Origin of the sequence: Bartonella rattaustraliani AUST/NH4, from assembly GCF_000312565.1 — a bacterium.
GTDB classification, from domain to species: Bacteria; Pseudomonadota; Alphaproteobacteria; order Rhizobiales; family Rhizobiaceae; genus Bartonella; species Bartonella rattaustraliani.
In genome coordinates this window covers 26,686-50,636 of the sequence record NZ_CALW02000049.1, presented here as the reverse complement: position 1 = coordinate 50,636, position 23,951 = coordinate 26,686, and the positions used below count along the sequence as shown (strand labels likewise).

At 38.0% G+C, this 23,951-nt stretch carries 20 protein-coding genes; 15 read left to right on the top strand and 5 right to left on the bottom strand.

Annotation, left to right across the window (positions count from 1 at the left end):
• A partial coding sequence (locus BN67_RS07535; protein WP_026088218.1) for a flavin reductase occupies positions 1 to 380 on the bottom strand: 380 nt, incomplete at its 3' end.
• 144 nt (positions 381 to 524) lie between these two features.
• On the opposite strand from BN67_RS07535, the gene rpe reads away from it, so the two are divergent.
• The 10 genes from rpe to BN67_RS07480 all read left to right on the top strand — a co-directional run bounded on the left by rpe (position 525) and on the right by BN67_RS07480 (position 9,703).
• The gene (gene rpe, locus BN67_RS07530) at positions 525 to 1,199 is read left to right on the top strand and encodes a ribulose-phosphate 3-epimerase (protein WP_019223519.1); all 675 of its coding nucleotides are present in this window, start codon (positions 525 to 527) and stop codon (positions 1,197 to 1,199) included.
• Between the two features lie 11 nt (positions 1,200 to 1,210).
• Complete coding sequence (gene purB / locus BN67_RS07525) at positions 1,211 to 2,518, top strand: adenylosuccinate lyase (protein WP_019223518.1); 1,308 nt, start codon at positions 1,211 to 1,213, stop codon at positions 2,516 to 2,518.
• A 71-nt stretch (positions 2,519 to 2,589) separates the two neighbouring features.
• Positions 2,590 to 3,138 carry an RBBP9/YdeN family alpha/beta hydrolase gene (locus BN67_RS07520; protein WP_019223517.1) on the top strand — a complete coding sequence of 183 codons (549 nt, stop codon included), beginning with the start codon at positions 2,590 to 2,592 and terminating at the stop codon, positions 3,136 to 3,138.
• A gap of 166 nt (positions 3,139 to 3,304) precedes the next feature.
• Positions 3,305 to 4,069, top strand: a complete 765-nt coding sequence (purC, locus tag BN67_RS07515; RefSeq protein ID WP_019223516.1) for a phosphoribosylaminoimidazolesuccinocarboxamide synthase — start codon at positions 3,305 to 3,307, stop codon at positions 4,067 to 4,069.
• A 76-nt stretch (positions 4,070 to 4,145) separates the two neighbouring features.
• A complete protein-coding gene (gene purS / locus BN67_RS07510) occupies positions 4,146 to 4,385 on the top strand; it encodes a phosphoribosylformylglycinamidine synthase subunit PurS (RefSeq protein ID WP_019223515.1) in 240 nt (79 codons plus the stop codon).
• Between the two features lie 12 nt (positions 4,386 to 4,397).
• Positions 4,398 to 5,069, top strand: a complete 672-nt coding sequence (gene purQ / locus BN67_RS07505) for a phosphoribosylformylglycinamidine synthase subunit PurQ (protein ID WP_019223514.1) — start codon at positions 4,398 to 4,400, stop codon at positions 5,067 to 5,069.
• Positions 5,070 to 5,407: 338 nt separating this feature from the next.
• A complete protein-coding gene (gene purL, locus BN67_RS07495; RefSeq protein WP_019223512.1) occupies positions 5,408 to 7,618 on the top strand; it encodes a phosphoribosylformylglycinamidine synthase subunit PurL in 2,211 nt (736 codons plus the stop codon).
• 66 nt (positions 7,619 to 7,684) lie between these two features.
• Positions 7,685 to 7,918, top strand: coding sequence for a BolA/IbaG family iron-sulfur metabolism protein (locus BN67_RS07490; RefSeq protein WP_019223511.1), 234 nt, complete (start codon positions 7,685 to 7,687; stop codon positions 7,916 to 7,918).
• A 99-nt stretch (positions 7,919 to 8,017) separates the two neighbouring features.
• On the top strand, positions 8,018 to 8,350 hold the full coding sequence (gene grxD / locus BN67_RS07485; RefSeq protein WP_019223510.1) for a Grx4 family monothiol glutaredoxin: 333 nt from the start codon (positions 8,018 to 8,020) through the stop codon (positions 8,348 to 8,350).
• A 96-nt stretch (positions 8,351 to 8,446) separates the two neighbouring features.
• The gene (locus BN67_RS07480) at positions 8,447 to 9,703 is read left to right on the top strand and encodes a multidrug effflux MFS transporter (RefSeq protein WP_019223509.1); all 1,257 of its coding nucleotides are present in this window, start codon (positions 8,447 to 8,449) and stop codon (positions 9,701 to 9,703) included.
• 113 nt (positions 9,704 to 9,816) lie between these two features.
• Here the strand turns inward: BN67_RS07480 and parC are convergent, their stop codons facing one another.
• Positions 9,817 to 12,066 carry a DNA topoisomerase IV subunit A gene (parC, locus tag BN67_RS07475; protein WP_019223508.1) on the bottom strand — a complete coding sequence of 750 codons (2,250 nt, stop codon included), beginning with the start codon at positions 12,064 to 12,066 and terminating at the stop codon, positions 9,817 to 9,819.
• 731 nt (positions 12,067 to 12,797) lie between these two features.
• Positions 12,798 to 14,588, bottom strand: coding sequence for an aspartate--tRNA ligase (gene aspS, locus BN67_RS07470; protein ID WP_019223507.1), 1,791 nt, complete (start codon positions 14,586 to 14,588; stop codon positions 12,798 to 12,800).
• A gap of 133 nt (positions 14,589 to 14,721) precedes the next feature.
• On the opposite strand from aspS, the gene rnd reads away from it, so the two are divergent.
• The 3 genes from rnd to BN67_RS13675 all read left to right on the top strand — a co-directional run bounded on the left by rnd (position 14,722) and on the right by BN67_RS13675 (position 17,836).
• Positions 14,722 to 15,876: a ribonuclease D gene (rnd, locus tag BN67_RS07465; RefSeq protein WP_026088217.1), complete on the top strand. Its 1,155-nt coding sequence runs from the start codon at positions 14,722 to 14,724 to the stop codon at positions 15,874 to 15,876.
• A gap of 825 nt (positions 15,877 to 16,701) precedes the next feature.
• Positions 16,702 to 16,923: a hypothetical protein gene (locus BN67_RS14230; protein ID WP_156791646.1), complete on the top strand. Its 222-nt coding sequence runs from the start codon at positions 16,702 to 16,704 to the stop codon at positions 16,921 to 16,923.
• Between the two features lie 751 nt (positions 16,924 to 17,674).
• Positions 17,675 to 17,836 (top strand): helix-turn-helix domain-containing protein, encoded by a 162-nt coding sequence (locus tag BN67_RS13675; protein WP_244427042.1) that lies wholly within the window; start codon positions 17,675 to 17,677, stop codon positions 17,834 to 17,836.
• 243 nt (positions 17,837 to 18,079) lie between these two features.
• Here BN67_RS13675 and ppx read toward each other — a convergent pair whose 3' ends face one another.
• Positions 18,080 to 19,591, bottom strand: a complete 1,512-nt coding sequence (ppx, locus tag BN67_RS07440; RefSeq protein WP_019223501.1) for an exopolyphosphatase — start codon at positions 19,589 to 19,591, stop codon at positions 18,080 to 18,082.
• Between the two features lie 8 nt (positions 19,592 to 19,599).
• The gene (locus BN67_RS07435) at positions 19,600 to 21,783 is read right to left on the bottom strand and encodes an RNA degradosome polyphosphate kinase (protein WP_019223500.1); all 2,184 of its coding nucleotides are present in this window, start codon (positions 21,781 to 21,783) and stop codon (positions 19,600 to 19,602) included.
• A 312-nt stretch (positions 21,784 to 22,095) separates the two neighbouring features.
• Here BN67_RS07435 and BN67_RS07425 point away from each other — a divergent pair, with 312 nt between their 5' ends.
• Positions 22,096 to 22,344 carry a zinc-finger domain-containing protein gene (locus tag BN67_RS07425; protein ID WP_019223498.1) on the top strand — a complete coding sequence of 83 codons (249 nt, stop codon included), beginning with the start codon at positions 22,096 to 22,098 and terminating at the stop codon, positions 22,342 to 22,344.
• 50 nt (positions 22,345 to 22,394) lie between these two features.
• The gene (locus BN67_RS07420; RefSeq protein WP_019223497.1) at positions 22,395 to 23,630 is read left to right on the top strand and encodes an FAD-binding protein; all 1,236 of its coding nucleotides are present in this window, start codon (positions 22,395 to 22,397) and stop codon (positions 23,628 to 23,630) included.
• Positions 23,631 to 23,951 lie beyond the last annotated feature (321 nt).

The following is a 23,951-nucleotide window of genomic DNA, read 5'->3' as shown; positions in this document are numbered from 1 at the left end:
TCTAATAAACTCGGTGCACCAGTTTGCAAGGTTCTCCATTGATCTATACCAAAATATTTATTTGGTGTGTCATTGCGACGCTTTGAAAAAATATCTGCTAATGCACGATGTTTTCCTGACAAACTATTCACACAAAAATTTCCATTCTCCATGAATAACTGATTCTTAGGATTATGACGCATGAGGCAAACAAGAAGTGTTGGAGGATCATCAGATAAAGAGCAACATGCTGAAACTGTCACCCCACGCTTCCCCTTAATACCATCTGTTGTCACAATATGCACAGCTCCTGCAAAGTGACTCATAGCGTCTCGATACTCTTGCGAAGAAACAGTATTATTTTGAAGTTTAGGCGTGAAATGTGTTGTATGGTTTGGCATATTGTTCACTTAGAGAGCTTTAAAATTTCAAGTGATCTTTCTATAAAAAGATCTATGATACATATTTCTTCCTTTCGTCATAACACAAAAAATATTTTAGTATAAAGAACTGCATGATAAAAACAGCTTCTCAAGGAGATCTTAATGCCCTATTCCCCTCTTATTTCACCTTCGCTTTTGGCTTCTGATTTTTCCAAGCTTGGCCAAGAAGTATTGGATGTTATTGATGCGGGCGCAGATTGGCTCCATCTTGATATCATGGATGGACACTTTGTTCCTAATATTACTTTTGGTCCGGATATCGTCAAGGCACTTCGCCCATTGACCAAAGCAATATTTGACGTTCATTTGATGATCTCACCAGAAACTCCTTATCTTGAATCTTTTGCAAAAGCGGGTGCAGATATTATAACGATTCACGCTGAAGCAAACCCGCACCTTCATCGTTCACTGCAAATCATCAAAGCAATGGGAAAAAAAGCAGGTGTTGCCATTAATCCTAGTACATCAGAACATGTACTTGAATATTTGCTTGATCAATTAGATCTTATCCTCATCATGACAGTTAACCCTGGTTTTGGTGGGCAAAATTTCATTCCAGAAATGGAAAATAAAATCAAACGCGTCAAAAGCATGATCGCACATAGACCTATTGATCTTGAAGTGGATGGTGGTATCACTGTCGACACAATCGAGATAGCTGCAAAGGCTGGTGCAAATGTCTTTGTAGCAGGTTCTGCAATTTATAAAAATGGAAATAAAGAGCTTTACAAAACACGTATCCATGCATTGCGCCAAGCTGCAGACCTCTCACAATAAGGAAAAAGATTATGATAGAACGTTACTCTCGCTCTGAAATGGTAGCAATTTGGTCTCATGACACGAAATACCGTATTTGGTTTGAAATTGAAGCACACGCCTGTGATGCCTTGGCAAAGCTCGGTGTTATTCCCAGAGAAGCAGCAAAAATTATTTGGGAAAAAGGAAATGCTGCTCAATTTGATGTAAACCGCATTCATGAAATTGAGGCGATCACCAAACATGATGTTATAGCATTTCTCACACACTTAGCCGAATTTATTGGACCAGAGGCACGATTTGTCCACCAAGGTATGACATCATCAGATGTTTTAGATACAACGCTTAATATTCAATTAATGCGTGCCAGTGATCTTTTATTAAAAGATATCGATGCACTTCTTGAAGCATTAAAAAAACGTGCGTTTGAGCATAAAGAGACAATCACAGTTGGACGCAGTCATGGTATTCATGCTGAACCAACAACATTTGGAATAAAATTTGCCCTTGCATATGCGGAGTTTTCTCGTTGTCGTAAACGTCTTCTTGCGGCGCGCGAAGAAATTTCTACTTGCGCTATTTCAGGAGCTGTAGGAACTTTTGCAAACATTGATCCGCATGTTGAAGAACATGTCGCACAAGCCTTGGGACTGCGTGTTGAACCCGTTTCCACCCAAATCATCCCACGCGATCGCCACGCCATGTTCTTTGCAACACTTGGTGTTATTGCTTCATCTATTGAAAGATTGGCTGTAGAAATACGCCACCTACAACGGACAGAAGTCCTTGAAGCAGAAGAACATTTCTCACCAGGACAAAAAGGGTCATCCGCCATGCCCCATAAACGTAATCCCGTTTTAACAGAAAATTTAACCGGACTGGCGCGGATGGTACGTGCATTCGCAATGCCTGCTATGGAAAATGTAGCACTTTGGCATGAACGTGATATTTCGCATTCATCTGTTGAGCGTTATATTGCTCCTGATGCGACCATTACACTTGATTTTGCTCTTGCACGCCTCACATCTGTTGTTGAAAATTTAATTGTCTATCCAGAAAATATGAAAAAAAATCTCAATAAATTCCGTGGGCTTGTTCATTCGCAACGGGTGCTTTTAGCACTCACGCAAGCTGGCATAAGCCGTGAGGATTCTTACCGGATTGTACAACGAAATGCGATGAAGGTTTGGGAACAAGGAAAGGATTTTTTAGAAGAATTGCTCAATGATGCAGATGTTACAAAAGCTTTAAGCGAAGCAGAACTTCGCGAAAAATTTGACCTTTCTTATCATACCAAACATGTCAACACAATTTTTCAGCGCGTCTTTGGAAAAGAATAAAAATTATCGACAAGAAACAGATATATTTTCTCTCTCAAAAGACAAATCTATTGTGGTGAAAGAAACAATTCATGAAAGTCAATCAACTCGATATTCTCATTGTTCCTGGATACAAAGGAGCTTGTTCTAACCATTGGCAAACACGATGGGAAAAAAAACTGTCTACAGCACGCCGCGTTCAACAAAGTGATTGGTCAAAACCTGTTTATGAAGAATGGGTCAATGAGGTTAAAAGCGCCATTGCACAAGCGCAAAAACCCGTTGTCATTATTGCCCACTCATTAGGCGTTCCTACCGTTCTTCATGCAACACAACAAGATGCAGAAAAAGTTCGAGGTGCCTTTTTTGCTGCACCTCCGGATATTTCCAATGAAAAAATAACCCCCAAAGATTTCATGGCATTTGGTCCCTATCATCGTGAGAAACTCTCTTTCCCCTCCGTTGTTATTGCCAGCCAAAATGATGAATTTTGTCAATTCTCAGTAGCAGAAAGTCTTGCCAATGATTGGGGATCGCTCTTTATTGACGCAGGACAATCGGGCCATATCAACGCAGAATCTGGTCATGGTCCTTGGCCTGAAGGTCTTATTATTTTTTCTCATTTTCTCGCAAAAATTTGAAAAAAGCACCTCTTTTTTCTTTGTCTTTATAAGCTCCTGCCTTTTTTGAGAACTCCAAGAACAAAAGTTGTATGAAGTATGATAGCAATCATTGAGAATTCTTAGCAATTAGGATAGTATAGCTTATCACTATTATTAAAACCTCTCAAATCAATAGAGAAACACAATGAATCGTCGCCACCGTATTTATGAAGGCAAAGCCAAAATTTTATATGAAGGACCTGAACCAGGAACCTATATTCAGTTTTTTAAAGATGACGCAACTGCTTTTAATGCAAAGAAACATGAAATTATCGATGGAAAAGGGGTTTTAAATAACCGTATTTCAGAATATATCTTCAGTCATCTTGGTCGTTTGGGAATTCCGACACATTTTATCAAGCGTATAAATATGCGTGAACAACTTATCAAAGCCGTTGAGATTATTCCTTTAGAGGTTGTTGTTCGTAACGTTGCAGCCGGTTCTCTTGCCAAACGTTTGGGGCTAGAAGAAGGAACGCCTCTTTCACAATCAATCATTGAATTTTATTATAAGAATGATTCTCTTGATGATCCAATGGTTACAGAAGAACATATCACTTCTTTCGGATGGGCTGTACCACAAGAAATAGAAGATATTATGCAACTTTCCGTTCGTATTAATGATTTCCTTTCTGGACTTTTTGCGGGTGTTAATATCCAATTAATTGATTTTAAAATGGAATTTGGCCGCCTATGGGAAGATGAAACAATGCGCATTGTTCTTGCTGATGAAATTTCACCTGATTCTGCACGACTCTGGGATATGCAAACACGAGAAAAAATGGATAAAGATCGTTTTCGGCGTGATATGGGAGGACTTATTGACGCTTACCAAGAAGTTGCAAAACGTCTTGGTATTATGAATGAAAATGAACCTCCACGACCAAGTGGGCCCGTTTTAGTAAAATAAACAATAAGGTGATAGAATTTCACCTTTCTTTAATAATCTCTTTAAGAAAAGAGCTTCGAGCAACAGGAAAGAAGAAATGAAAGCACGCGTTACAGTGACTTTAAAAAACAGCGTTCTTGACCCGCAGGGAGAAGCAATTGCCGGTGCTTTAAAAAGTTTAGCTTTTCAAGGCATTCAGTCTATTCGCCAAGGAAAAGTCTTTGATATTGAGCTTGATGATCAGCCAGCTGAAGCAGCAGAACAAAAGCTTCACCAGATGTGCCAAGAATTATTGGCAAACACTGTCATTGAAAATTACACTATAGAAATTCTCTAAGTAGGTCTCTTCATGAAAACCGCTATCATTCAATTACCTGGACTCAATCGCGATCGGGACATGATTGCAGCACTACAGAATATAACAGGCATTGAACCAATTAAAATTTGGCAAACAGAAACAACAATCCCAAATGTAGATGCCATTGTTATTCCTGGTGGTTTTTCCTATGGTGATTACTTAAGGTGCGGTGCAATTGGAGCACGCACACCGGTTTTGCAAGCTGTTCGTGAAAAAGCACAAAAAGATGTTACAATAATAGGCATATGTAATGGATTTCAAATTTTGTTGGAAGCTGGATTATTGCCTGGTACTTTAATGCCTAACGCTTCATTAAAGTTTGTTTGTCGCGAAGTAAAACTTGAAGTCACGAATGCTCAAACAAAATTTTCTCGCTATTATTCTAAAGGACAAGTCATTCGCTGTCCTGTTGCCCATCACGATGGAAATTACTTTGTTGATGATGAAACATTAAAACAAATGGAAGACAACGAGCAAATTGTTTTTCGTTATGCAGAAAATACAAATCCTAATGGCTCGATAAAGGATATTGCTGGTATTATGAATAAAGCTGGTACTATTCTTGGTATGATGCCTCATCCTGAAAACTTTATTGAACCCGCACACGGTGGGACTGACGGCCGTTTACTTTTTAAAAGTGTTTTAGAATTGGTCAATAGGTGATGAAAAAAAGCTTGTGCTATCTGATCGTTAAAAAACAAGAATCTATATCGTTTCCTGCGTAATAGATTTACAAATCAAGCATTTTAGAGGTACAATGAAGGATGTTTTTCGCAATATGCAAAGAGGTATTTTCATAAACGCGTGGAGATTTATTCAAAAATTTTCACTGAAATTGCTTCAAAAACTGTTACAGATCAAGCAAACAAATAACCAAAAGCTTAAGTTAAAAGTTTATGAATTCTCATACAATGAAACAACGGTATCGTTTATAATCTAAACAGCTCAATTTTAAATAATGAAAATACTCAATTTTTGATTAATTTGATGGATAAATACTCATGAATCCTTGCAATAACATCACCATTACACCAGAATTGATTGCACAACACGGACTAAAAGAGGATGAATATCAACATATCCTGAGCTTAATTGGAAGAGAGCCGACATTTACGGAGTTGGGAATTTTTTCTGCAATGTGGAATGAGCATTGTTCCTATAAATCGTCTAAAAAATGGCTTAGAACTCTTCCAACAGAGGGGAAATGTGTCATTCAAGGACCTGGTGAGAATGCTGGTGTTGTTGATATTGGTGAAGGGCAGTGTGTAGTTTTCAAAATGGAGAGCCATAACCACCCCTCCTACATTGAGCCTTATCAAGGTGCAGCAACAGGTGTTGGTGGTATTTTGCGTGATGTCTTTACCATGGGTGCGCGTCCTATTGCAGCTATGAACGCATTACGATTTGGAGCTCCAGATCATCAAAGAACACGCCACCTTGTTTCTGGAGTTGTTTCTGGAATAGGTGGTTATAGCAATGCATTTGGTGTTCCAACCGTTGGAGGCGAAGTCAATTTTGATAAACGTTATAATGGTAATATCCTTGTTAACGCTTTTGTTGCGGGTATTGCAAAGACAAATTCCCTTTTTTACTCTAAAGCACAAGGTGTAGGACTTCCTGTTGTTTATCTTGGTGCTAAAACAGGACGTGATGGTGTTGGTGGTGCAACAATGGCTTCTGCCGAATTTGATAATTCAATCAGCGAAAAACGTCCAACTGTTCAAGTGGGAGATCCTTTTACAGAAAAATGTCTTCTTGAAGCGTGTTTAGAACTCATGGATTTAGGTGCTGTCATTGCCATCCAAGATATGGGAGCTGCAGGTTTAACATCTTCTGCCGTTGAAATGGGTGCAAAAGGAAATTTAGGAATACAGCTTAATCTTGATAAAGTGCCCGTTCGTGAAGAAAACATGACAGCCTATGAAATGATGCTTTCTGAAAGCCAAGAACGTATGCTTATGGTGCTAAAACCAGAACTAGAAAAACAAGCAGCTGCAATTTTTCATAAATGGGGACTTCACTTCTCTCTTATCGGAAAAACAACTGATGATTTACGTTTTCGTGTTGTGCATCAAGGAGAGGAAGTCGTCAATCTTCCAATCAAAGAACTCGGAAATGAAGCACCGGTTTACGATCGTCCTTGGGTTGAACCTGCCAAAAAGCCACTCCTAAAAGCAGAAGAAGTTAAGCAAGTCGAAAATCTTGGTGAAGCACTCCTTACATTATTAAACTCTGCCGATCAAAGTTCAAGGCGATGGATTTATGAACAATATGATACCCTTATCCAAGGGAATACTCTTATTCGTCCAGGAGGTGATGCAGGTGTCACCCGTGTAAACAACAACGACAAACGTGCCCTTGCCTTTTCTTCTGATGTTACACCTCGTTATTGTGAAGCTGATCCTTATGAAGGAGGAAAACAAGCTGTTGCAGAATGCTGGCGAAATATCAGCACAACAGGTGCAAAACCGCTCGCAGCGACAGACAATCTTAATTTTGGGAATCCCGAAAAACCTGAAATTATGGGACAATTAGTGTTTGCCATTAAAGGCATTGGTGAAGCTTGTAGAGCCCTTAATTTCCCTATTGTTTCAGGCAATGTCTCTCTTTATAATGAAACCAATGGAGAAGCAATTCTTCCCACACCCACAATCGCTGGTGTTGGTCTTCTTGACGACTGGTCTAAAATGGGGACAATCGGTGGAATGCAAAACGGAGATCATATTGTTTTAATTGGAGCTTGTGGTTCTCATTTAGGGCAATCAATCTATGCACGTGATATTTTACATCTTGATGCAGGTGCACCGCCTCATGTAGATTTACAACTTGAGAAAAAACATGGAGAATTTGTTCGAGATGTTATTCATCGTGATTTTATTCATGCGGCTCATGATATTTCGGATGGAGGCTTAGCTATTGCACTTGCAGAAATGGTTATTAAAGCGAGCAAAGGGATTAAAGCCAAATTAAGCAATAAGTTCCCCCCTCATGCAGAGCTTTTTGGAGAAGATCAAGCACGTTATATCTTATCTGTCAAACCACATGCCCTCAACAATCTTAAAGAACTGGCACAAGTCAATGCAGTTTCTTTCACACTACTTGGTATAGTTGAAGGAAATTCTCTCAATATAGATGGAGTCTTAACACTCTCAATAGACCAACTCACAAAAGCCTATGAAGGTTGGTTTCCACAGTTTATGAGCGAAGGATGAAGAGTTATTCGTCTCTCTTGACTGATGCTATTCTGACAAAAAGTGAACAAATAGAGGAGAATATTCATGGCAATGAATGCCCATACCATTGAAAAACTTATTCGCCAAGGTATCCCCGATGCACATGTAACGATTCATGACCTAGCTGGTGATGGAGAACACTACGCTGCAGAAGTCGTTTCTGAAAGTTTTCGTGGCAAAAGCCGTGTTCAGCAACATAAAATGGTCTATGATGCTCTTAAGGGCAATATGGGAAATGACCTTCACGCTTTAGCACTGCAAACCAGTGTTTCTAAATAATTTAAAACTTTCTTCTTGCATTCACGCATTCAATACGATTAAAAAAGGATGCAAACATGAATTATACACTTACAAAATTTGCAATATCGAGGAATAAAAATGACCACTGTTCATGATTTTATTGACAACGAAATTAAAAAAAATGATGTCATTTTATTCATGAAAGGAACACCTGATGCTCCGCAATGTGGGTTTTCAGGACAAGTCGTTCAAATTCTTGACTATTTAGGACTAGAGTATAAAGGGATTAATATCTTAACCTCTAATGAATTACGTCAAGGGATTAAAGACTATTCAAATTGGCCAACGATTCCGCAACTCTATATCAAAGGTGAATTTATTGGTGGATGTGATATTGTGAAAGAAATGTTCCAAAATAATGAATTGCAAGAACTCCTAAAAGAAAAAAATATTTCCTGCAATGAATCATAGGTGTCTTTCACTTTATTCAGACTCCTCAGTAGAGCTTGTTACTCAATCTCTTAAGGTGAGGTTGTGTTTATTGAAAACTTTTTTCAGGGATGCCGTATGTCGTATGCAATTGATGAACAAGCGCATAGTGATGCGATAAGAAAGAAAATTGGCTATAAAGAATTTGTTATTCTTATTGGCGCGCTCATGGCTATTAATTCTATAGCGGTAGACATTATGCTACCGGCAATGCCTGATATCCTGAACAGTCTGCATGTTTTCAACGAAAATGATCAGCATTTTATCATTTTCAGTTATCTTATCAGCTATGGCCTCACACAGATATTTTTTGGTCCAATAAGTGATCGTTATGGACGACGAAAGATTATTCTTATTGGTCTTGCACTCTATTCATTTGCTGCTATTGGCTGTGCATTTGTATCCAGTTTTTCTGTACTGCTTATTTTGCGTATTCTGCAAGGTATGGGAGGAGCTTCCATGCGTATCCTCACAGTTTCGGTGGTACGTGATCTCTATAGCGGTAGAAAAATGGCCGAAGTCATGTCTATTGTTATGATGATTTTTCTTATTGCACCAATGATTGGACCCGCAACAGGGCAGTTCATTCTATTATTTGTACATTGGCAATTCATTTTTGTCTTTATGGCAGCCATTGGTTTTGGGCTGATGATTTGGATTTATCTGCGTTTACCTGAAACGCTTCATACACAACGCTCCTTATCCTTTTCTTCAGTGAAATATAATTTATGGTTTGTCATCACCAACCGTACAACTCTTTGCTATACGCTGGCAACGTCCATTATTTTAGGATGTATCTTTATCTCCGTGAATACATCACAACAAACATACGAAGGGATCTATAATCTAGGTCTCTGGTTTCCCGTTGCCTTTGCTGCTGGCGCAGCATTTCAAATTTTATCCTCATACCTTAATTCTCATCTTGTGGGACACCTTGGAATGCGACGCATCGCACACTCTATGCTTTTGCTCTTTTGTGTGACTTCCGGCATCTGGTTTGTTGGCTCCGTCTTAACCAACGGTGTCATTCCTTTTCCTTTCTACATGATTTTATTTTGTATACTCATGTTTACCTGCGGGGGAATTATGGCTAATTTCAATACACTCGCTCTCGAATCCGTAGGATCGGTTGCTGGAACCGCATCCTCTGTCTCTGGCTTTTTGCAAACATCCATTGGTGCAGGAATTAGCTTTTTTATTGCACAACAATTTAATGAAACCACCACGCCCAATGCAGCAGGTTTTTTCTTTTTGAGTCTCATTGCCATAGCTCTTGTATTATGGGCAGAACGTGGACATCTTTTTAGGCAATATCATATCAATCCTCATCAATAGACTCTGCTATAATAAAAAAACTCGCTATAAAAGGAATTTTGCTTCTCTTACAAGACTATGACAAGATTCACTTTTATACTTATGTGATTTACCAATGGAAATATCCTACAAGTTCAATGGGTAAATTTTCCTGATTTAAGAAAACCTTTCGGAACCAAACGTCCACTCCCAGCACGGGTTCCTATCCACTCAATGAGATCATCTGCCTGACGATTAAAGCAACGCTCAGCTGTATCTTGCCAACTTAAACCTTCTGATAAATTAAAAGTTTTAACATCAACAATACCGCCTTCTTTGTAACGTTGCAAACGAACGCCTTTACCGCGGTTCATTTCTGGTATCTGCTCAATAGGAAAAACAAGCATTTTACGATTTTCACCCACCACTGCAACATGATCACCTTTAACCGGGACACAAAGCTTGAGCGAATCAGGAGACTTCACATTCATAATTTGTTTGCCTTTTCGTGTATTCGCAACGACTTCCCTAGCAGATACAATAAAGCCATTTCCACGAGAGGAAACTAAGAGAAGTTTTTCCTGTGCCTCATACACAAAAGCCGTAAGGAGATCGTGTTCATCATCCATATCCACTAAAATACGAATTGGCTCACCATGGCCCCGTCCCCCAGGCAAACTATTTGCAGCAATAGAAAAAAACTTTCCACCAGTGCTTATTGCCACAATTTTATCCGTAGTGAATGCTGGAAATGCTAACTTTAAACAATCCCCTTCTTTGAAAGATAGTGTATTATAATCACTCAAATGTCCCTTCAAAGCACGCATCCAACCTTTTTCAGAAAGAACAATCGTAACAGGTTCTTTTTCGATCATTGCCTGATGAATCTCATCAATATCATGCCTTGGTGCTTCTTCAAATGTCGTACGCCTTTTTCCTAAAAGCGTATCAGGACCAAAGATTTTACGAACTTTTATGATTTCTTCAGAAATTACTTTCCATTGTTTTGGAGGGGAATCTAACAAATTCTGCAGTTTTTCTTTTTCAGTTTTGAGCGCTTCAAATTCCTTACGAATTTCAAATTCCTCAAGCTTACGTAAAGAACGCAAGCGCATATTAAGAATAGCTTCAGCTTGATTTTCTGTTAATTTAAAACGATCAATTAGTTCTTTTTTGGGTTCATCTTCTTCACGAATAATTTGAATTACATCATCAAGATTCAAATAGGCAATAAGATAACCCTGAAGAGTTTCTAATCGGCTATCAATTTCACCAAGCCGATAAGTAGAACGACGGATAAGCACTTCTTGACGATGTTCGAGCCATTGTTGCAAACTTTCACGCAAAGAAAGAACATTCGGTCTTTTTCCCAAAGATAAAACATTCAGATTAAGAGGAAATCTCACTTCAAAATCAGTCAACTTAAAAAGAGACTCCATAAGGAGTTCAGGATCAACAGTCCGATTTTTGGGAATAAGCACAATGCGGATATCTTCTGCAGATTCATCACGAATATCCTCAAGCATTGGTAATCGCCGTGCAAGCAATAATTCTGCTGTTTTTTCGATAAGACGCGACTTTTGAACTTGATAGGGAATTTCCGTAACAACGATAGCGTAAGAACCACGGCTACCAGATTCCTGGTGCCAACGCGAACGCAATCGAAAAAATCCACGTCCGGTACGATAAGACTCCTCAATACTTTTTTTAGGTTCAACCAAAATACCGCCTGTTGGAAAATCAGGACCAAGCACAAATTGATTTAATTCTTCATCCTTTCCCTCTGGATGGGCAATCAGATGCAGTGCCGCCTCACAAAGTTCGGCAACATTATGAGGTGGAATAGATGTTGCCATACCAACTGCAATACCTGATGAACCATTTGCTAAAAGATTAGGAAAAGCTCCGGGTAAAACAGCCGGCTCTTCATCTTCCTCATTATAAGTTAAACGAAAATCAATAGCATTTTCATTAATTCCCTCAAGCAACAACGCAGCTACCTCAGTCATGCGTGCTTCCGTATACCGCATGGCAGCAGCATTATCACCATCAATATTACCAAAATTGCCTTGTCCATCCACCAATGGATAACGAACTGCAAAACTTTGAGCCAAGCGCACTAATGCATCATAAATAGATGCATCACCATGGGGATGAAATTTCCCCATGACATCACCAACAATTCGTGCGCACTTCGCATAAGATTGCCCTGGATTCAGTTTAAGTAAACGCATTGCATGAACGATACGTCGATGCACAGGCTTCAACCCATCACGCACATCAGGTAACGCACGGTGCGTAATTGTAGAAAGTGCATAAGCCAAATAACGCTCTTGTAAAGCAGAACGTAATTCTATTGGTTCAATATGTTCTTTATCAAAAGGTAAAATCATTTTATCAGACATAATATTAGGATAATAATTCCCACAATAATGAGCAATTGTTTCATAAAATTTCTTGAGTGCAATTTTACAAAAATTGACTATTTTTATTAAAAATCAATGTATAAAAGTAAACATTATGATTAAAAGATGAACAAAAAACTATGTACATCCTTCACATTCAACTTTAAAAAGATGGAGAACCTGTTTTCATATCTTAACTTAAAAAACTTTTTTAAAAGGAACATATAACATTGTCTTTAAAACCTTCAAACAAGCAACAAACAATGATAAAAACGTAGAGAATACACGTCATCATTCCATTGAACAATGAACAATTCCAAAATAAACAAAAATATAAGAATAACTTTATTGCTAACTCAAAACTTAGCCACCTTAATTTAAAAAATTAAATTATATGAATAACTTAATGGTATTAATTAAACAAAATATATACATATTAGTATTATATATTCAAAATAACAAACTTATATAATTAATACTGTTAAGAGTGTAATATTAACAATCTATCTTAATAAGATATTTTATAAATTTACTTAAATAAAGAAAGACTATTTTATAAAAAAACATAACGTATATCCTTATTCAAAGAATAAAGCATACAATATTTCACAACATAAAATATAACTTAATGAAGTATAAATCCTATTACACAAAACACTATAGACACATGCCCGTGTAAAATATTAAATTTCACAGGAATAGGAAAATGGCAAAAAACCGCAATTCATTCATTAACCCTTTTTGGTAGAAGGAGCAACTCGTATCCCTAAATCATGCAATTGTGCAGCAGAAACATCAGATGGAGCACTCATCAAAAGATCAAGCGCCTGCTGATTCATAGGAAATAGAGCAATCTCACGTAAATTTTTTACACCTTGTAAAAGCATAACAATTCGATCAACACCGGCCGCCATACCGCCATGCGGTGGAGCACCATAATGAAATGCACGATAAAGAGCACCAAAGCGATCTTCTACCACTTCTTTAGAAAGTCCTGCAAGATTAAAAACTTTCAGCATCATCTCTGGTGAATGATTACGGATTCCACCTGAAGCAATCTCATAACCATTGCATACAAGGTCGTATTGAAAAGCTTTAAGAGTAAGAGGATCCTGAGACTCAAGGGCATTTTCTCCACCCTGGGGCATTGAGAAAGGGTTATGAGAAAACTCAATCTTTTTTTCCTCTTCATTCCATTCAAAAAATGGAAAATCAACAATCCACGCGAGAGAAAAACATTCCCGATCAACAAGATCTAATTCTTCGCCAACCCTTGTACGCGCAGCCCCTGCAAAAGATGCAAATTTCTTTGGATCACCTGCCACAAAAAAGCAGGCATCACCACCTTCAAGTCCAAGCTGCACACGAAGTGCTTCAGTCCTTTCTTCACCAATATTTTTTGCGATAGGACCAGCACCTTCAAACTTTCCTTGTTCTTCACGCCAAAAAATATAACCAAGCCCTGGTTGTCCCTCACCTTGCGCCCAACCATTCATACGGTCACAAAAAGCACGACTTCCACCCGTTTTAGCTGGAATAGCCCACACTTGTGCATTCTTATCATTCGCTAAAATTTGAGCAAAAACTTTAAAGCCAGAATCGTAAAAATGTTGAGAAACATCTTCCATAACAATCAGATTGCGCAAATCAGGTTTATCAGAACCATATTTACGTATTGCTTCATCATAGGAGATACGAGGAAAGCTTTGTGTTACCGGTTTTCCATTTGCAAATTCTTCGAAAAGGGAACGTATAATGGGTTCCATAGTGAGAAACACATCTTCCTGTTCCACAAAGCTCATTTCAACGTCTAACTGATAAAACTCACCAGGAAGACGATCTGCCCGTGGATCTTCATCTCGAAAACATGGAGCAATTTGAAAATAACGATCAAAACCAGACATCATCAACAGCTGTTTGTACTGCTGAGGTGCTTGTGGCAATGCGTAAAATTTTCCCTGATGAATCCGGCTTGGAACCAAAAAATCACGTGCCCCTTCCGGTGATGAGGCTGTCAACAGTGGCGTTGTAAATTCCGTAAAACCATTCTCTTGCATAGACCGTCTCAGAGCAGCAACAATTTCCGTACGACGCATGATATTTTTGTGCATAGTTTCTCGACGTAAATCAAGAAAACGATACTTTAATCGAATATCTTCTGGATAATCAGGCTCACCAAAAACGGGAAGAGGAAGTTCATCAGACTTTGAAAGAATTTCTACCTCTTTTGCAAAAATTTCAATCTCACCTGTTGGAAGAGATGTATTAATAACCTCATCAGAACGTGCACAAACTTCACCATCTACACGAATAACCCACTCCGCACGCATTTTTTCAATAATTTTAAAAGCTGGTGAGGCAGAATCAGCCACAATCTGTGTAATTCCAAAATGATCACGCAAATCTATAAAAAGTATTCCTCCATGATCACGAACGCGATGAACCCATCCCGAAAGACGAACCTGTGTTCCTACATCACACTTACGAAGAGCAGCGCAATGATGACTGCGATAACGATGCATAATTTTTGCCTTTGATTAAATATTTCTTGCGCTACAAACGCTTTTTAATCACCATTTGTCAAGATATGAGGATAAAGACTCAAAAAAAAAGTCAATAAAAGACAAATTTAATTTCTCTCGCTATAATAAAATAATGATGAATCTTATTACAAAAACGACAGATCTTGAAACTGCAATCGCCACTTTACGGACCTCAGACTTTGTAACAGTCGATACTGAATTTATTCGCGAAACAACCTTTTGGCCACAACTGTGTCTTATTCAGCTTGCCTCACCATGCATGACAGTTCTCATTGACCCACTATCGCAAGACATTGATTTAAAATTATTTTTTGATCTCATGATCGATAAAAAAGTTGTTAAAGTCTTCCACGCGGCACGCCAAGATATCGAAACAATCTATCATCTTGGGGGCATCATTCCCTCCCCTCTTTTTGACACGCAAATAGCAGGATCAATTTGTGGTTTTGGTGATTCTATTTCTTATGACCAAATTGTGCAACGTTGTACGGGGCATCAACTTGATAAATCATCCCGTTTTACAGACTGGAGCGAGCGACCTCTTTCTGAAAAACAACTGCGCTACGCACTTGCTGATGTAACCTATTTAAGAGACGTTTATCTCTTGTTAAAAAAACATCTGAAAAAAAACAAACGTAGCCACTGGGTGGATGATGAAATAGCAATTCTTTTATCACCAAAAACCTATGATATGCCAGAAGATGAGGCATGGAAAAAAGTGAAAGGCAAAGTTAAAAAACCACGCGAACTCGCTGTCTTACAAAAAATAGCAGCTTGGCGTGAAGATCAAGCACGCAAATACAATGTCCCACGTCGTCATATTATGAAGGATGAGTGCCTTATTGAAATTGCCATTCAACAACCAAAAGATGAATCGACCTTAAAACGTTTACGCAGTCTGAATAAAAACTGGAATAAACTCTCAATCGCACAAACATTAATTGAAGCTGTTCACAAAGGCTTAGAAGTTGATCTTGCAACTCTCCCCCCTCTTCCTAAATATAACCCGCTTAATGAAGCTTCAGGCGCTGTCGTCGATCTTCTCAAAGTACTTTTAAAACTTGTTGCAAATGAAAATGGCATTGCACCTAAAATTATTGCAACGTCTCATGACTTAGAAAAAATTGCCAATGGATGCACTAAGAAAAATATTCCCGCTATGAGTGGCTGGCGCTATGAAATATTTGGGAAAAAAGCTGAACAGATGCTAAAAGGTCAAATAGCATTTTATTTTAATGACGGAAAAATAAGCACTAAACAGCTCTGATTTACAAAAAGATCGAGCCACTTGCATTCAAAGTGATTACAAAAAAATTGAGAAGGAATACCGTATTTTATTTCTTGTAATAAATCACTGAAAAATAAAGTATTCACTTTCATTCTGCTAAGCAAACTTTATTTTTAACAATGGAAATGCGTTGAGAATAAAGCTAAAGTTCTCTTATCCAAGAAGACAATTCTATGATAGCATTTCTATTTTGAGATGAGCTGAAGTGCACTCCATCATCAATACGCATATGCTTAAAAAGATGTATGATAATTTTAAAACTTAAACTTGATCAATATTTGCTTCCCCCCTCCAAGGGAATAAATCTTAGAACCTTCACCGAAGAACAAACATATATTTCAAAAATAAAAAGTCTTTCATTTCAAAATATAAAATTTGATCTGCGTCTTTGCGTGATGAATTTTCCCTAAAAGGAGAAGCATGATACTCTCTATTGTCAGTGGAAAAGAGAGAAAAACTTTCCTCAAACAACAGCTTCCCAGTTGATAAAAAGAACGCTCAATCTCGAAATACAAAGCAACAATGCCTCACATACATCATCTCAAAAAGATAAATGCTCTCTCATTGCAGTTTATCACTAAGTTTTGCATAAAGTGGGATTAGGTGAGAAGTGGTGGAATTAGGTGTAATTTATTGTTTTTATTTATATTTTATCATTTAATTCGTTTCGTTAAAAAGTTAATTTCGTCATTTGGAAATCGTAAAAATTGGCAAAAATGACAAATTTTTGTTTTTTTACAAAAAATATCGCGAGCCTTTAAAAACCTTCAAAACATCTTTGAAAACCCTTTAAAAGTTTCTCTCATGTCTTTGAAAGCACAGAAATCCACCTTTGAAGAATCTTTAAAGATTTTGATCCCACACGCCCATTATAAAGGAAATATAAATAAAAATTTGCCCCAAAAGCAAAAAAGAATTCCACTTTTATTTTCAAAATTGAGCAGTTTATTCCCTGTTTTGGATGGATGTAAGATCACTTTTTTCAGCCTTGAGTTGCCTTTTCAGCTGGAGTTGCAAAACGGGTAAATATGCCTTGACCTCCTCGGCATCATTTATATCTGTAACCATTGTTTGCAACTTACCATAAAGCTGAACTGCGCATTCCGCTATGTCTTCTGGAGAGAGTTTTATTTGTGTGTCATGATATGTGATGAGCACTGCACGGCTTAGCTTTTCATGATTCCTTGCGGAATAATGTGCGCCGCCTTAAGGCTCTTCCCTAAGCCTTTGAGTTTATCTGTAAACATTTAGACTTCTCCCAGTGAGAAGCCAACTAAAACTAATAGCATAAGTTTTGTGATAAGTAGTTATCAACGAGGCTGGAGGCTCATACAGCCCTAATTCATAATTTGCAAGCGTATTTTTTCTAGCCCGATTGACCTCGCAAACGCACCGCATTCCTCATTTCCAAGTGATTTTCGTACTTCACGTAGCCTCTTAGCTAATGGAGTTTTAGGTTCTAATTCAGGTCGAGCCCCCAAAAAAATCCCTCAAAGACTTTATCCAGGGTCTAAAAAACCTGCAATAGGATTTATACTTTAGTTATAGCCCGTAAAAATGGGCGATAAAGTTACACCTAACCCTAAAAAGAGCCCGTACTTTACCAAGGAGCGAAACATGACAATACCTCTTCACCATCTCCAGTCATATGGGATCGCCATTCTATTTTAGCCAAACTACGTCGCCGCGGTATGACCGAATTAGCAAAAGCTTATAATCTCCCTCATTCTAGCTTTTCCATATTGGGAAGAGGCCATATGTAAAAGCTGAACAAACCATGGCCGATTTCCTTGGCGCGCCTGCTGAACAATTGTTTCCTGACCACTACCTTGAGAGCCACCATCGTATTTTAAAGCCATCTTCAGTAAACTCAAAAAAGCGACACAACGCAGAAAGTCACAGATCAAAGCAAAAGCGCTACGGCGTTTATTCCGAGTAAAAATTCTTCCTGTCCGCTTCAGCAATAAAACAATGCCGTTTGAAGGTTTAGAATCATTTTCGTGCTTTTCTTTAATTATTTACATAATGGAAAAAATTAACAATGTCTAATCATCAATGCAAAATTGAACATTTATAATAACAAGCCAACAGCTTAAAATGAATCGATAGAGAAATTCAAAAAGAAATTGATAAAGTGTGCACGATATAAGGGAGGATTCCTATAGATTCATCAAGAAAAGAATTAAAACGTTTCAAAAGAAAAAGGCATTTCGACTATTTTTGATAATTTCCTTAATCGTCCAAGGGGGCGCTCTCCTAATAAATCAGCATAACGCCCTGGAATGTACAAAACGATATGATCTGTTTTTTTCTGCCATGATAAGTGAGGTAAAATTCCTGCAGTAGAAGCACTAAAAAGATGAGCAATACGCATAACTTCACCTAGAATCTGTGCTTTTTTCATGATCTCTTTGGTGACGAGTTGAAAAATGGGAAGAGATTTTTCGTCAGTCTGCAAACCCGCATTACGAAAAAAAACAGCGAGCGCAGCATAAACGCGCCCCTCATGAGAAATTCCTGGATAAGATCCTAATACGATCTGATGTGCCGCCTCATTGCCGCGATAATCTGGATGTATACGCCAACCAATATCCGCAAGAAGACAAGCAGCTTTACGATAACGGCTCTCATTTTCAGTTTCTAAAACTCCAAAAACATTAAAAGCATTGGTTGTGAAGTCAATAAGTTCTTCAGCTTGCTTTGGTGAACGCGCTCGTAGGATAGCCATCTCCGTACATGCAGAAATTAAAGGGTCTGAAACACGAATCTCTTGCGGCAATCGTGAATAAAGAAAACCTTCACGCACTCCAGCTCCAGAAAAAATGATTTTTTCAAACCCCATAGATTGAATAAGTTCAATAAGAACAATCGCCCCATAAGACAAAAGCTGACGACGATTTTTGGAAACAGCTGAAATCCCTTTCATATCATCAATACTGCCACTCACAACACGATGCAAAAAATCTTCCAGCTCAACGGCCTCAACTTCATAGCCATGCATAACAGGAAGTTGATAATGTGTTGTTTCCATATGAAGTTTTGCCAAATTACGCCATGTACCTCCTACTGCATAGAAATAAGGTGTCATACCTTTACGAACTGCAGACAATTTACAAAATTGCTCATGGGTAATTTTTGCAGCAACATCAATATCATTATTGGACATATACTGTAGCCGTAAACCACCAAGCGGCAAAGTTATTCCTTGACCGACATCAGAATGATCAATACCGATCAGTTCGAGACTTCCACCACCAAGGTCTCCAGAAACACCCTTTGGTTGGTAAAAAGTAGAAATAACTCCATATGCTGAATAAGCAGCCTCTTCACTTCCTGAAAGAAGATGAACTTTATTTTGCAAAATATTTTCAGCATTTTGAATAAATGCTGATCCGTTTTTTGCTTCCCGCGCTGCGGCTGTTGCGAGAGTATAAACCTCGTCTGCTCCAATTTGTCGACAAAGCACACGAAATCGTTTGAGTGTTCGCAATGCCATATTGATCGATTTTTCTTCTAAAAATCCAGTTCTTGCAACACCGTGACCAAGACCACAAAGGACCTTTTCATTGAATAAAACTGTTGGAGAACGAACAAGACCTTCATAAATAACAAGCCGAACAGAATTTGAGCCAATATCGATAACAGCAACAGGCTTACACCCTTTTAATCGACCTTGAGCATTGATATATGTCATTGGACTTTTCAGTTCTTACGCATTTCAGCCTGTTGCCGATACAATGCAATCAAACGCGAAACAGAAGACTCAAAAGATTTTCCTCGCCTCGAAAGACCTGCATTGACCATAAAATACTCCTGCGCATTAAACGAACTTTCACCCTTTTGCGGTGTTATACATTTTGATGTTCCATCATTGAGTATATCAAAGCTTTGCTGATTATCAATAAGATTAGCCAACATAATTTGTAAAAGAATCTGCTTACGAACCGTTGTATTAAAAACTGGAACTAATATTTCAATACGGTGATCCAAATTACGAGGCATCATATCAGCGGACCCTAAATAAACCAATGCATTTTCACTTGGTAAATCCTCTCCATTACCAAAACAAAATATACGGCTATGCTCAAGAAAACGCCCTACAATTGATTTAACACGAATATTATCAGAAATCCCTGAAATCCCAGGACGTAAACAACATATGCCACGCACAATAAGATCAATTTTTACTCCTGCTTGGCTAGCACTATATAAAGCATCAATAATCTCGGAATCAACCAATGCATTAACTTTCATCCAAATAGCAGAAAACCGTCCCTCTCGCGCATGTGTAATTTCTCCTTCAATATGCTTAAGAATACGGCTACGCAATGTTAAAGGCGAAAAAGCAATCTTCATCTCCTCATTTGGACGTTCATATTGAGCAATATAATTGAACAATAACGCAACATCATGAGCAATAGCATCATCGGTGGTGAAAAAAGAAAGATCCGTATAAACTTTAGCATTAATGGGATGATAATTTCCAGTTCCAAGATGAACATAAGAGCACAGGCGTTTTCCCTCACGCCTCACAACAAGTGACATCTTAGCATGTGTTTTTAAGGCAATAAAACCAAAAACTACCTGAACGCCTGCATTTTCAAGATCACGTGCCCAACGAATATTGGCTTCTTCATCAAAGCGCGCCTTCAGTTCTACCAAAGCAGTTACCGACTTTCCCTGTTCAGCAGCCTTAATTAAAGCACTGATAATTGGACTGTCATTTGATGTACGATAAAGAGTTTGTTTAATTTCCACAACATCAGGATCGCTAGCAGCGTGATCTAAAAACTGCACAACAACATCAAAGGACTCATAAGGATGATGAACCACGATATCATTTTCACGAATAGCCGCAAAGCAATCACCACCATGCTCCTGAATACATTCAGGAAAACGAGGATGATAAGGAACAAACTTGAGATCATCACGCGGAATAGAAACAATCTCTGAGAGCATATTAAGTGCTAAAAAACCATCCAGAACACTGATACAATGATCGGGAACGGCAAGAGCATTCGTTATAAATGTGCGTAAATCCTCCGGCATTTTTGCGTCAAATTCAATTCGAATAACCTGCCCACGACGACGCCTTTTAAGAGCTGCCTCAAAAAAATGAACAAGATCTTCAGCCTCTTCTTCTACTTCAATATCACTATCACGAATAACCCTAAATGTGCCAATTCCATCAACTTCAAAATCAGGAAAAACATAACATATAAAGAGGCTTATAACATCTTCAGATGCAATAAAACGAAAATCCTTGCCCTCTTCTCTAGGAAGAAGAATAAAACGTCTTAAAGACATCGGAATCGGTAACAATACTCTGCATGAGTGTTGCTCAGCATTCTGAAACAGTCGAAGAGCAAATGAAAGTCCTAAATTAGGAATAAATGGAAAAGAATGAGTAGAATCAACAGATAAAGGCTTTAAAACGGGAAGAATCGTATCAAAAAAATATTTTTTAAGCCACAATTTTTCAACTTCTGAAAGCGCCTCAGAACGAATAATTTCAATAGCATTTTGTTTTAACTCATAACATAAAACGCATAATTCTTGTAATTGCTGGGTCTGCAAATGTGAAATCTCATCTAACACAAAATCAAGCTGCTCTTGCGGTGTATACCCCTCTATACTGCACACTGTATCACCCGCACGAATTCGAGCAGCAAGACCTGCAACACGAACCATAAAAAATTCATCAAGATTTGCTGCTGAAATTGAAAGAAACTGTAACCGTTCTAATAAAGGATGCTTCAGATTACTCGCCTCCATCAATACACGCGTATTAAACTGTAACCATGAAAACTCTCTATTAATAAACCGTACCGGATCTTTCATTGTGATATCCGATAGAGCAACTTTATCTTTCACCCTCTTTTTCATATATTCTAGCTAATCTTCCTTTATACTCTCTCAAATTATCGGTAAATATCTCACACAACACTTTACGATATGTTACCACTCCCGTAACAGATGAACGAACCATTTTATCTTCTATGAACATCTGAAAACACTTAAAAGCCCACTCCTTATGCAAAATACTTAAGACACAGTATATCTTCATATAATGTATGAAAACAGCTCTTTTTTGCAAAAAGCACCTTGCATTATTATAGGCTTTATTACAAATTAACAGGTAGAAATAGAGAACTTAAATCATATCTGATAAGGCAATTTATCCGGAGTTTATACGCCATGGCTGACCATAATATTCCCCATTTCCAAAATGACTTTGGATATAAAACAATCGAAATTGGCGTGAAAGAATTCATGTGTGTGGGCGCCACACAGCCCTTCGATCATCCACATATTTTTATAGATATGGGAGCTGCAGATGAAAAAATCTGCCCTTATTGTTCAACACTTTATCGCTATGTTTCCTCACTATCCTCCAATCAAACAAAACCAACAGGATGTCTCTATCATCCCAGCGATCCGCTCTAGTATACTCTCTGCTTTTTCAATATAAAGTGCACATGGATATAAAGTGATACATGGATCAATCACCAATCATTATAGGAGGAGGCATTGCCGGTCTAAGCACGGCTTTGGCACTTGCTCATAAAGGAATTGCAAGCATCATTATCGAAAAATGTACACAGCTTGATGCTGTGGGAGCTGGTATTCAGCTCACCCCCAATGCGACACGTATCCTTACCCATTGGGGAATCCTTAATGAACTTACAAAAGCAGGTACAACGCCACATTTTCTTGAATTAAGAGAGGGGAAATCTTTAAAAACACAGCTGCGTATTGATCTTATCCACTTCACAGAAAAGCGTTGGAAATTCCCCTATATCACGATTCATCGTGCGCAATTACAAAAAACCTTATACAATGCTGTTTTAAAAAATCCTTTGATCACATATAAAACAGGTGAATCCATTGTCTCAGTAACCCAAACTGCAGCCAACAGTCTTCATATAAAAACAATAAGACGAGAGGCATTTACAAAAGCACAACAACAACAATCTTATTCAACACCCTTGCTTATCGGATGCGATGGAGTCTGGTCTACATTACGACAACTGCCTCCTTTTCATGAAAAAGCAAATTTTAGCGGTTTTATTGCTTGGCGAGCAACAACAAAACTGAAAAATCTTCCTAAAAGTTTTCACTCTTTATTACAAAATACGAAAACAATCACAGCTTGGATGGGACCCAAAAATCATCTTGTTGTCTATCCCATCCAATCATCAAAAAAAATTTTTAATTTTGTAGCTATTACACATGGAAAGCACGCAAAAGAAGGGTGGGCCCATAAAGGAAAAAAAGAAAATCTTATCGCTCTTTTTAAAGATTGGAATTTGCAAATTTTGCAAACTTTTGACCATATCAATGAATGGAGCTCTTGGCCACTCTTTCAAATGAAACAAATTCGTTTTTTAGGTTTAGAAAGACAAGTGTTTGTTGGTGACAGTGCTCATGCGGCTCTTCCCTTTGCAGCGCAAGGCGCTGCTATGGCAATAGAAGACGCTGCCACATTAGCAGAAATTCTCTCTATTAAAAATCTTTCATTAACAAAAGCTCTTTTACTATACGAAAAAATACGCATCCCCCGCGTTACAGCAGTAAAAAAGCACGGAGATTTAAATAGAATAGTCTACCACGCAACCGGCCCCATAGCATTCGCACGTAATTTCATCATGAAAATGCGTACCCCAGAAAGCCTCATGTCTGACCTTAACTGGCTTTATATGTATGATGCTATGAACTTCACAAAAATATAGGATAAAAACTTATAAAACTCTCCTCATATTTTGCACTTATGAACCCAAAAGAATAATTTCTCCAGCTTCATTATACTAAAATTTTTTTATAAAATTATCACAAAGAAAAGCAGAGTCTCTGCCTTTTAAAAAAGAGGAATTGATACTTGCCCAAAAGATGAATAAAAAACAAAAATCTATTTCTTAAACTTCTTGATAAAAGTTTTCTGTCAATCACGGAAGGTGAGACTTACGATAAAAGCATTGAAACCTAACCTCTGTTCTTTGTTTATCACATTTTTCTGTGTCAATTTTTTAATAGCAACATATTGATTGGTAATG

What these genes read in the sequence shown, in the direction of transcription:
- rpe (WP_019223519.1), top strand. Translation starts at nt 525, where the DNA reads ATGCCCTATTCCCCTCTTATTTCACCTTCGCTTTTGGCTTCTGATTTT.
- purB (WP_019223518.1), top strand. Translation starts at nt 1,211, where the DNA reads ATGATAGAACGTTACTCTCGCTCTGAAATGGTAGCAATTTGGTCTCAT.
- BN67_RS07520 (WP_019223517.1), top strand. Translation starts at nt 2,590, where the DNA reads ATGAAAGTCAATCAACTCGATATTCTCATTGTTCCTGGATACAAAGGA.
- purC (WP_019223516.1), top strand. Translation starts at nt 3,305, where the DNA reads ATGAATCGTCGCCACCGTATTTATGAAGGCAAAGCCAAAATTTTATAT.
- purS (WP_019223515.1), top strand. Translation starts at nt 4,146, where the DNA reads ATGAAAGCACGCGTTACAGTGACTTTAAAAAACAGCGTTCTTGACCCG.
- purQ (WP_019223514.1), top strand. Translation starts at nt 4,398, where the DNA reads ATGAAAACCGCTATCATTCAATTACCTGGACTCAATCGCGATCGGGAC.
- purL (WP_019223512.1), top strand. Translation starts at nt 5,408, where the DNA reads ATGAATCCTTGCAATAACATCACCATTACACCAGAATTGATTGCACAA.
- BN67_RS07490 (WP_019223511.1), top strand. Translation starts at nt 7,685, where the DNA reads ATGGCAATGAATGCCCATACCATTGAAAAACTTATTCGCCAAGGTATC.
- grxD (WP_019223510.1), top strand. Translation starts at nt 8,018, where the DNA reads ATGACCACTGTTCATGATTTTATTGACAACGAAATTAAAAAAAATGAT.
- BN67_RS07480 (WP_019223509.1), top strand. Translation starts at nt 8,447, where the DNA reads ATGTCGTATGCAATTGATGAACAAGCGCATAGTGATGCGATAAGAAAG.
- parC (WP_019223508.1), bottom strand. Translation starts at nt 12,066, where the DNA reads ATGTCTGATAAAATGATTTTACCTTTTGATAAAGAACATATTGAACCA.
- aspS (WP_019223507.1), bottom strand. Translation starts at nt 14,588, where the DNA reads ATGCATCGTTATCGCAGTCATCATTGCGCTGCTCTTCGTAAGTGTGAT.
- rnd (WP_026088217.1), top strand. Translation starts at nt 14,722, where the DNA reads ATGATGAATCTTATTACAAAAACGACAGATCTTGAAACTGCAATCGCC.
- BN67_RS14230 (WP_156791646.1), top strand. Translation starts at nt 16,702, where the DNA reads ATGTCTTTGAAAGCACAGAAATCCACCTTTGAAGAATCTTTAAAGATT.
- BN67_RS13675 (WP_244427042.1), top strand. Translation starts at nt 17,675, where the DNA reads ATGGCCGATTTCCTTGGCGCGCCTGCTGAACAATTGTTTCCTGACCAC.
- ppx (WP_019223501.1), bottom strand. Translation starts at nt 19,591, where the DNA reads ATGACATATATCAATGCTCAAGGTCGATTAAAAGGGTGTAAGCCTGTT.
- BN67_RS07435 (WP_019223500.1), bottom strand. Translation starts at nt 21,783, where the DNA reads ATGAAAAAGAGGGTGAAAGATAAAGTTGCTCTATCGGATATCACAATG.
- BN67_RS07425 (WP_019223498.1), top strand. Translation starts at nt 22,096, where the DNA reads ATGGCTGACCATAATATTCCCCATTTCCAAAATGACTTTGGATATAAA.
- BN67_RS07420 (WP_019223497.1), top strand. Translation starts at nt 22,395, where the DNA reads ATGGATCAATCACCAATCATTATAGGAGGAGGCATTGCCGGTCTAAGC.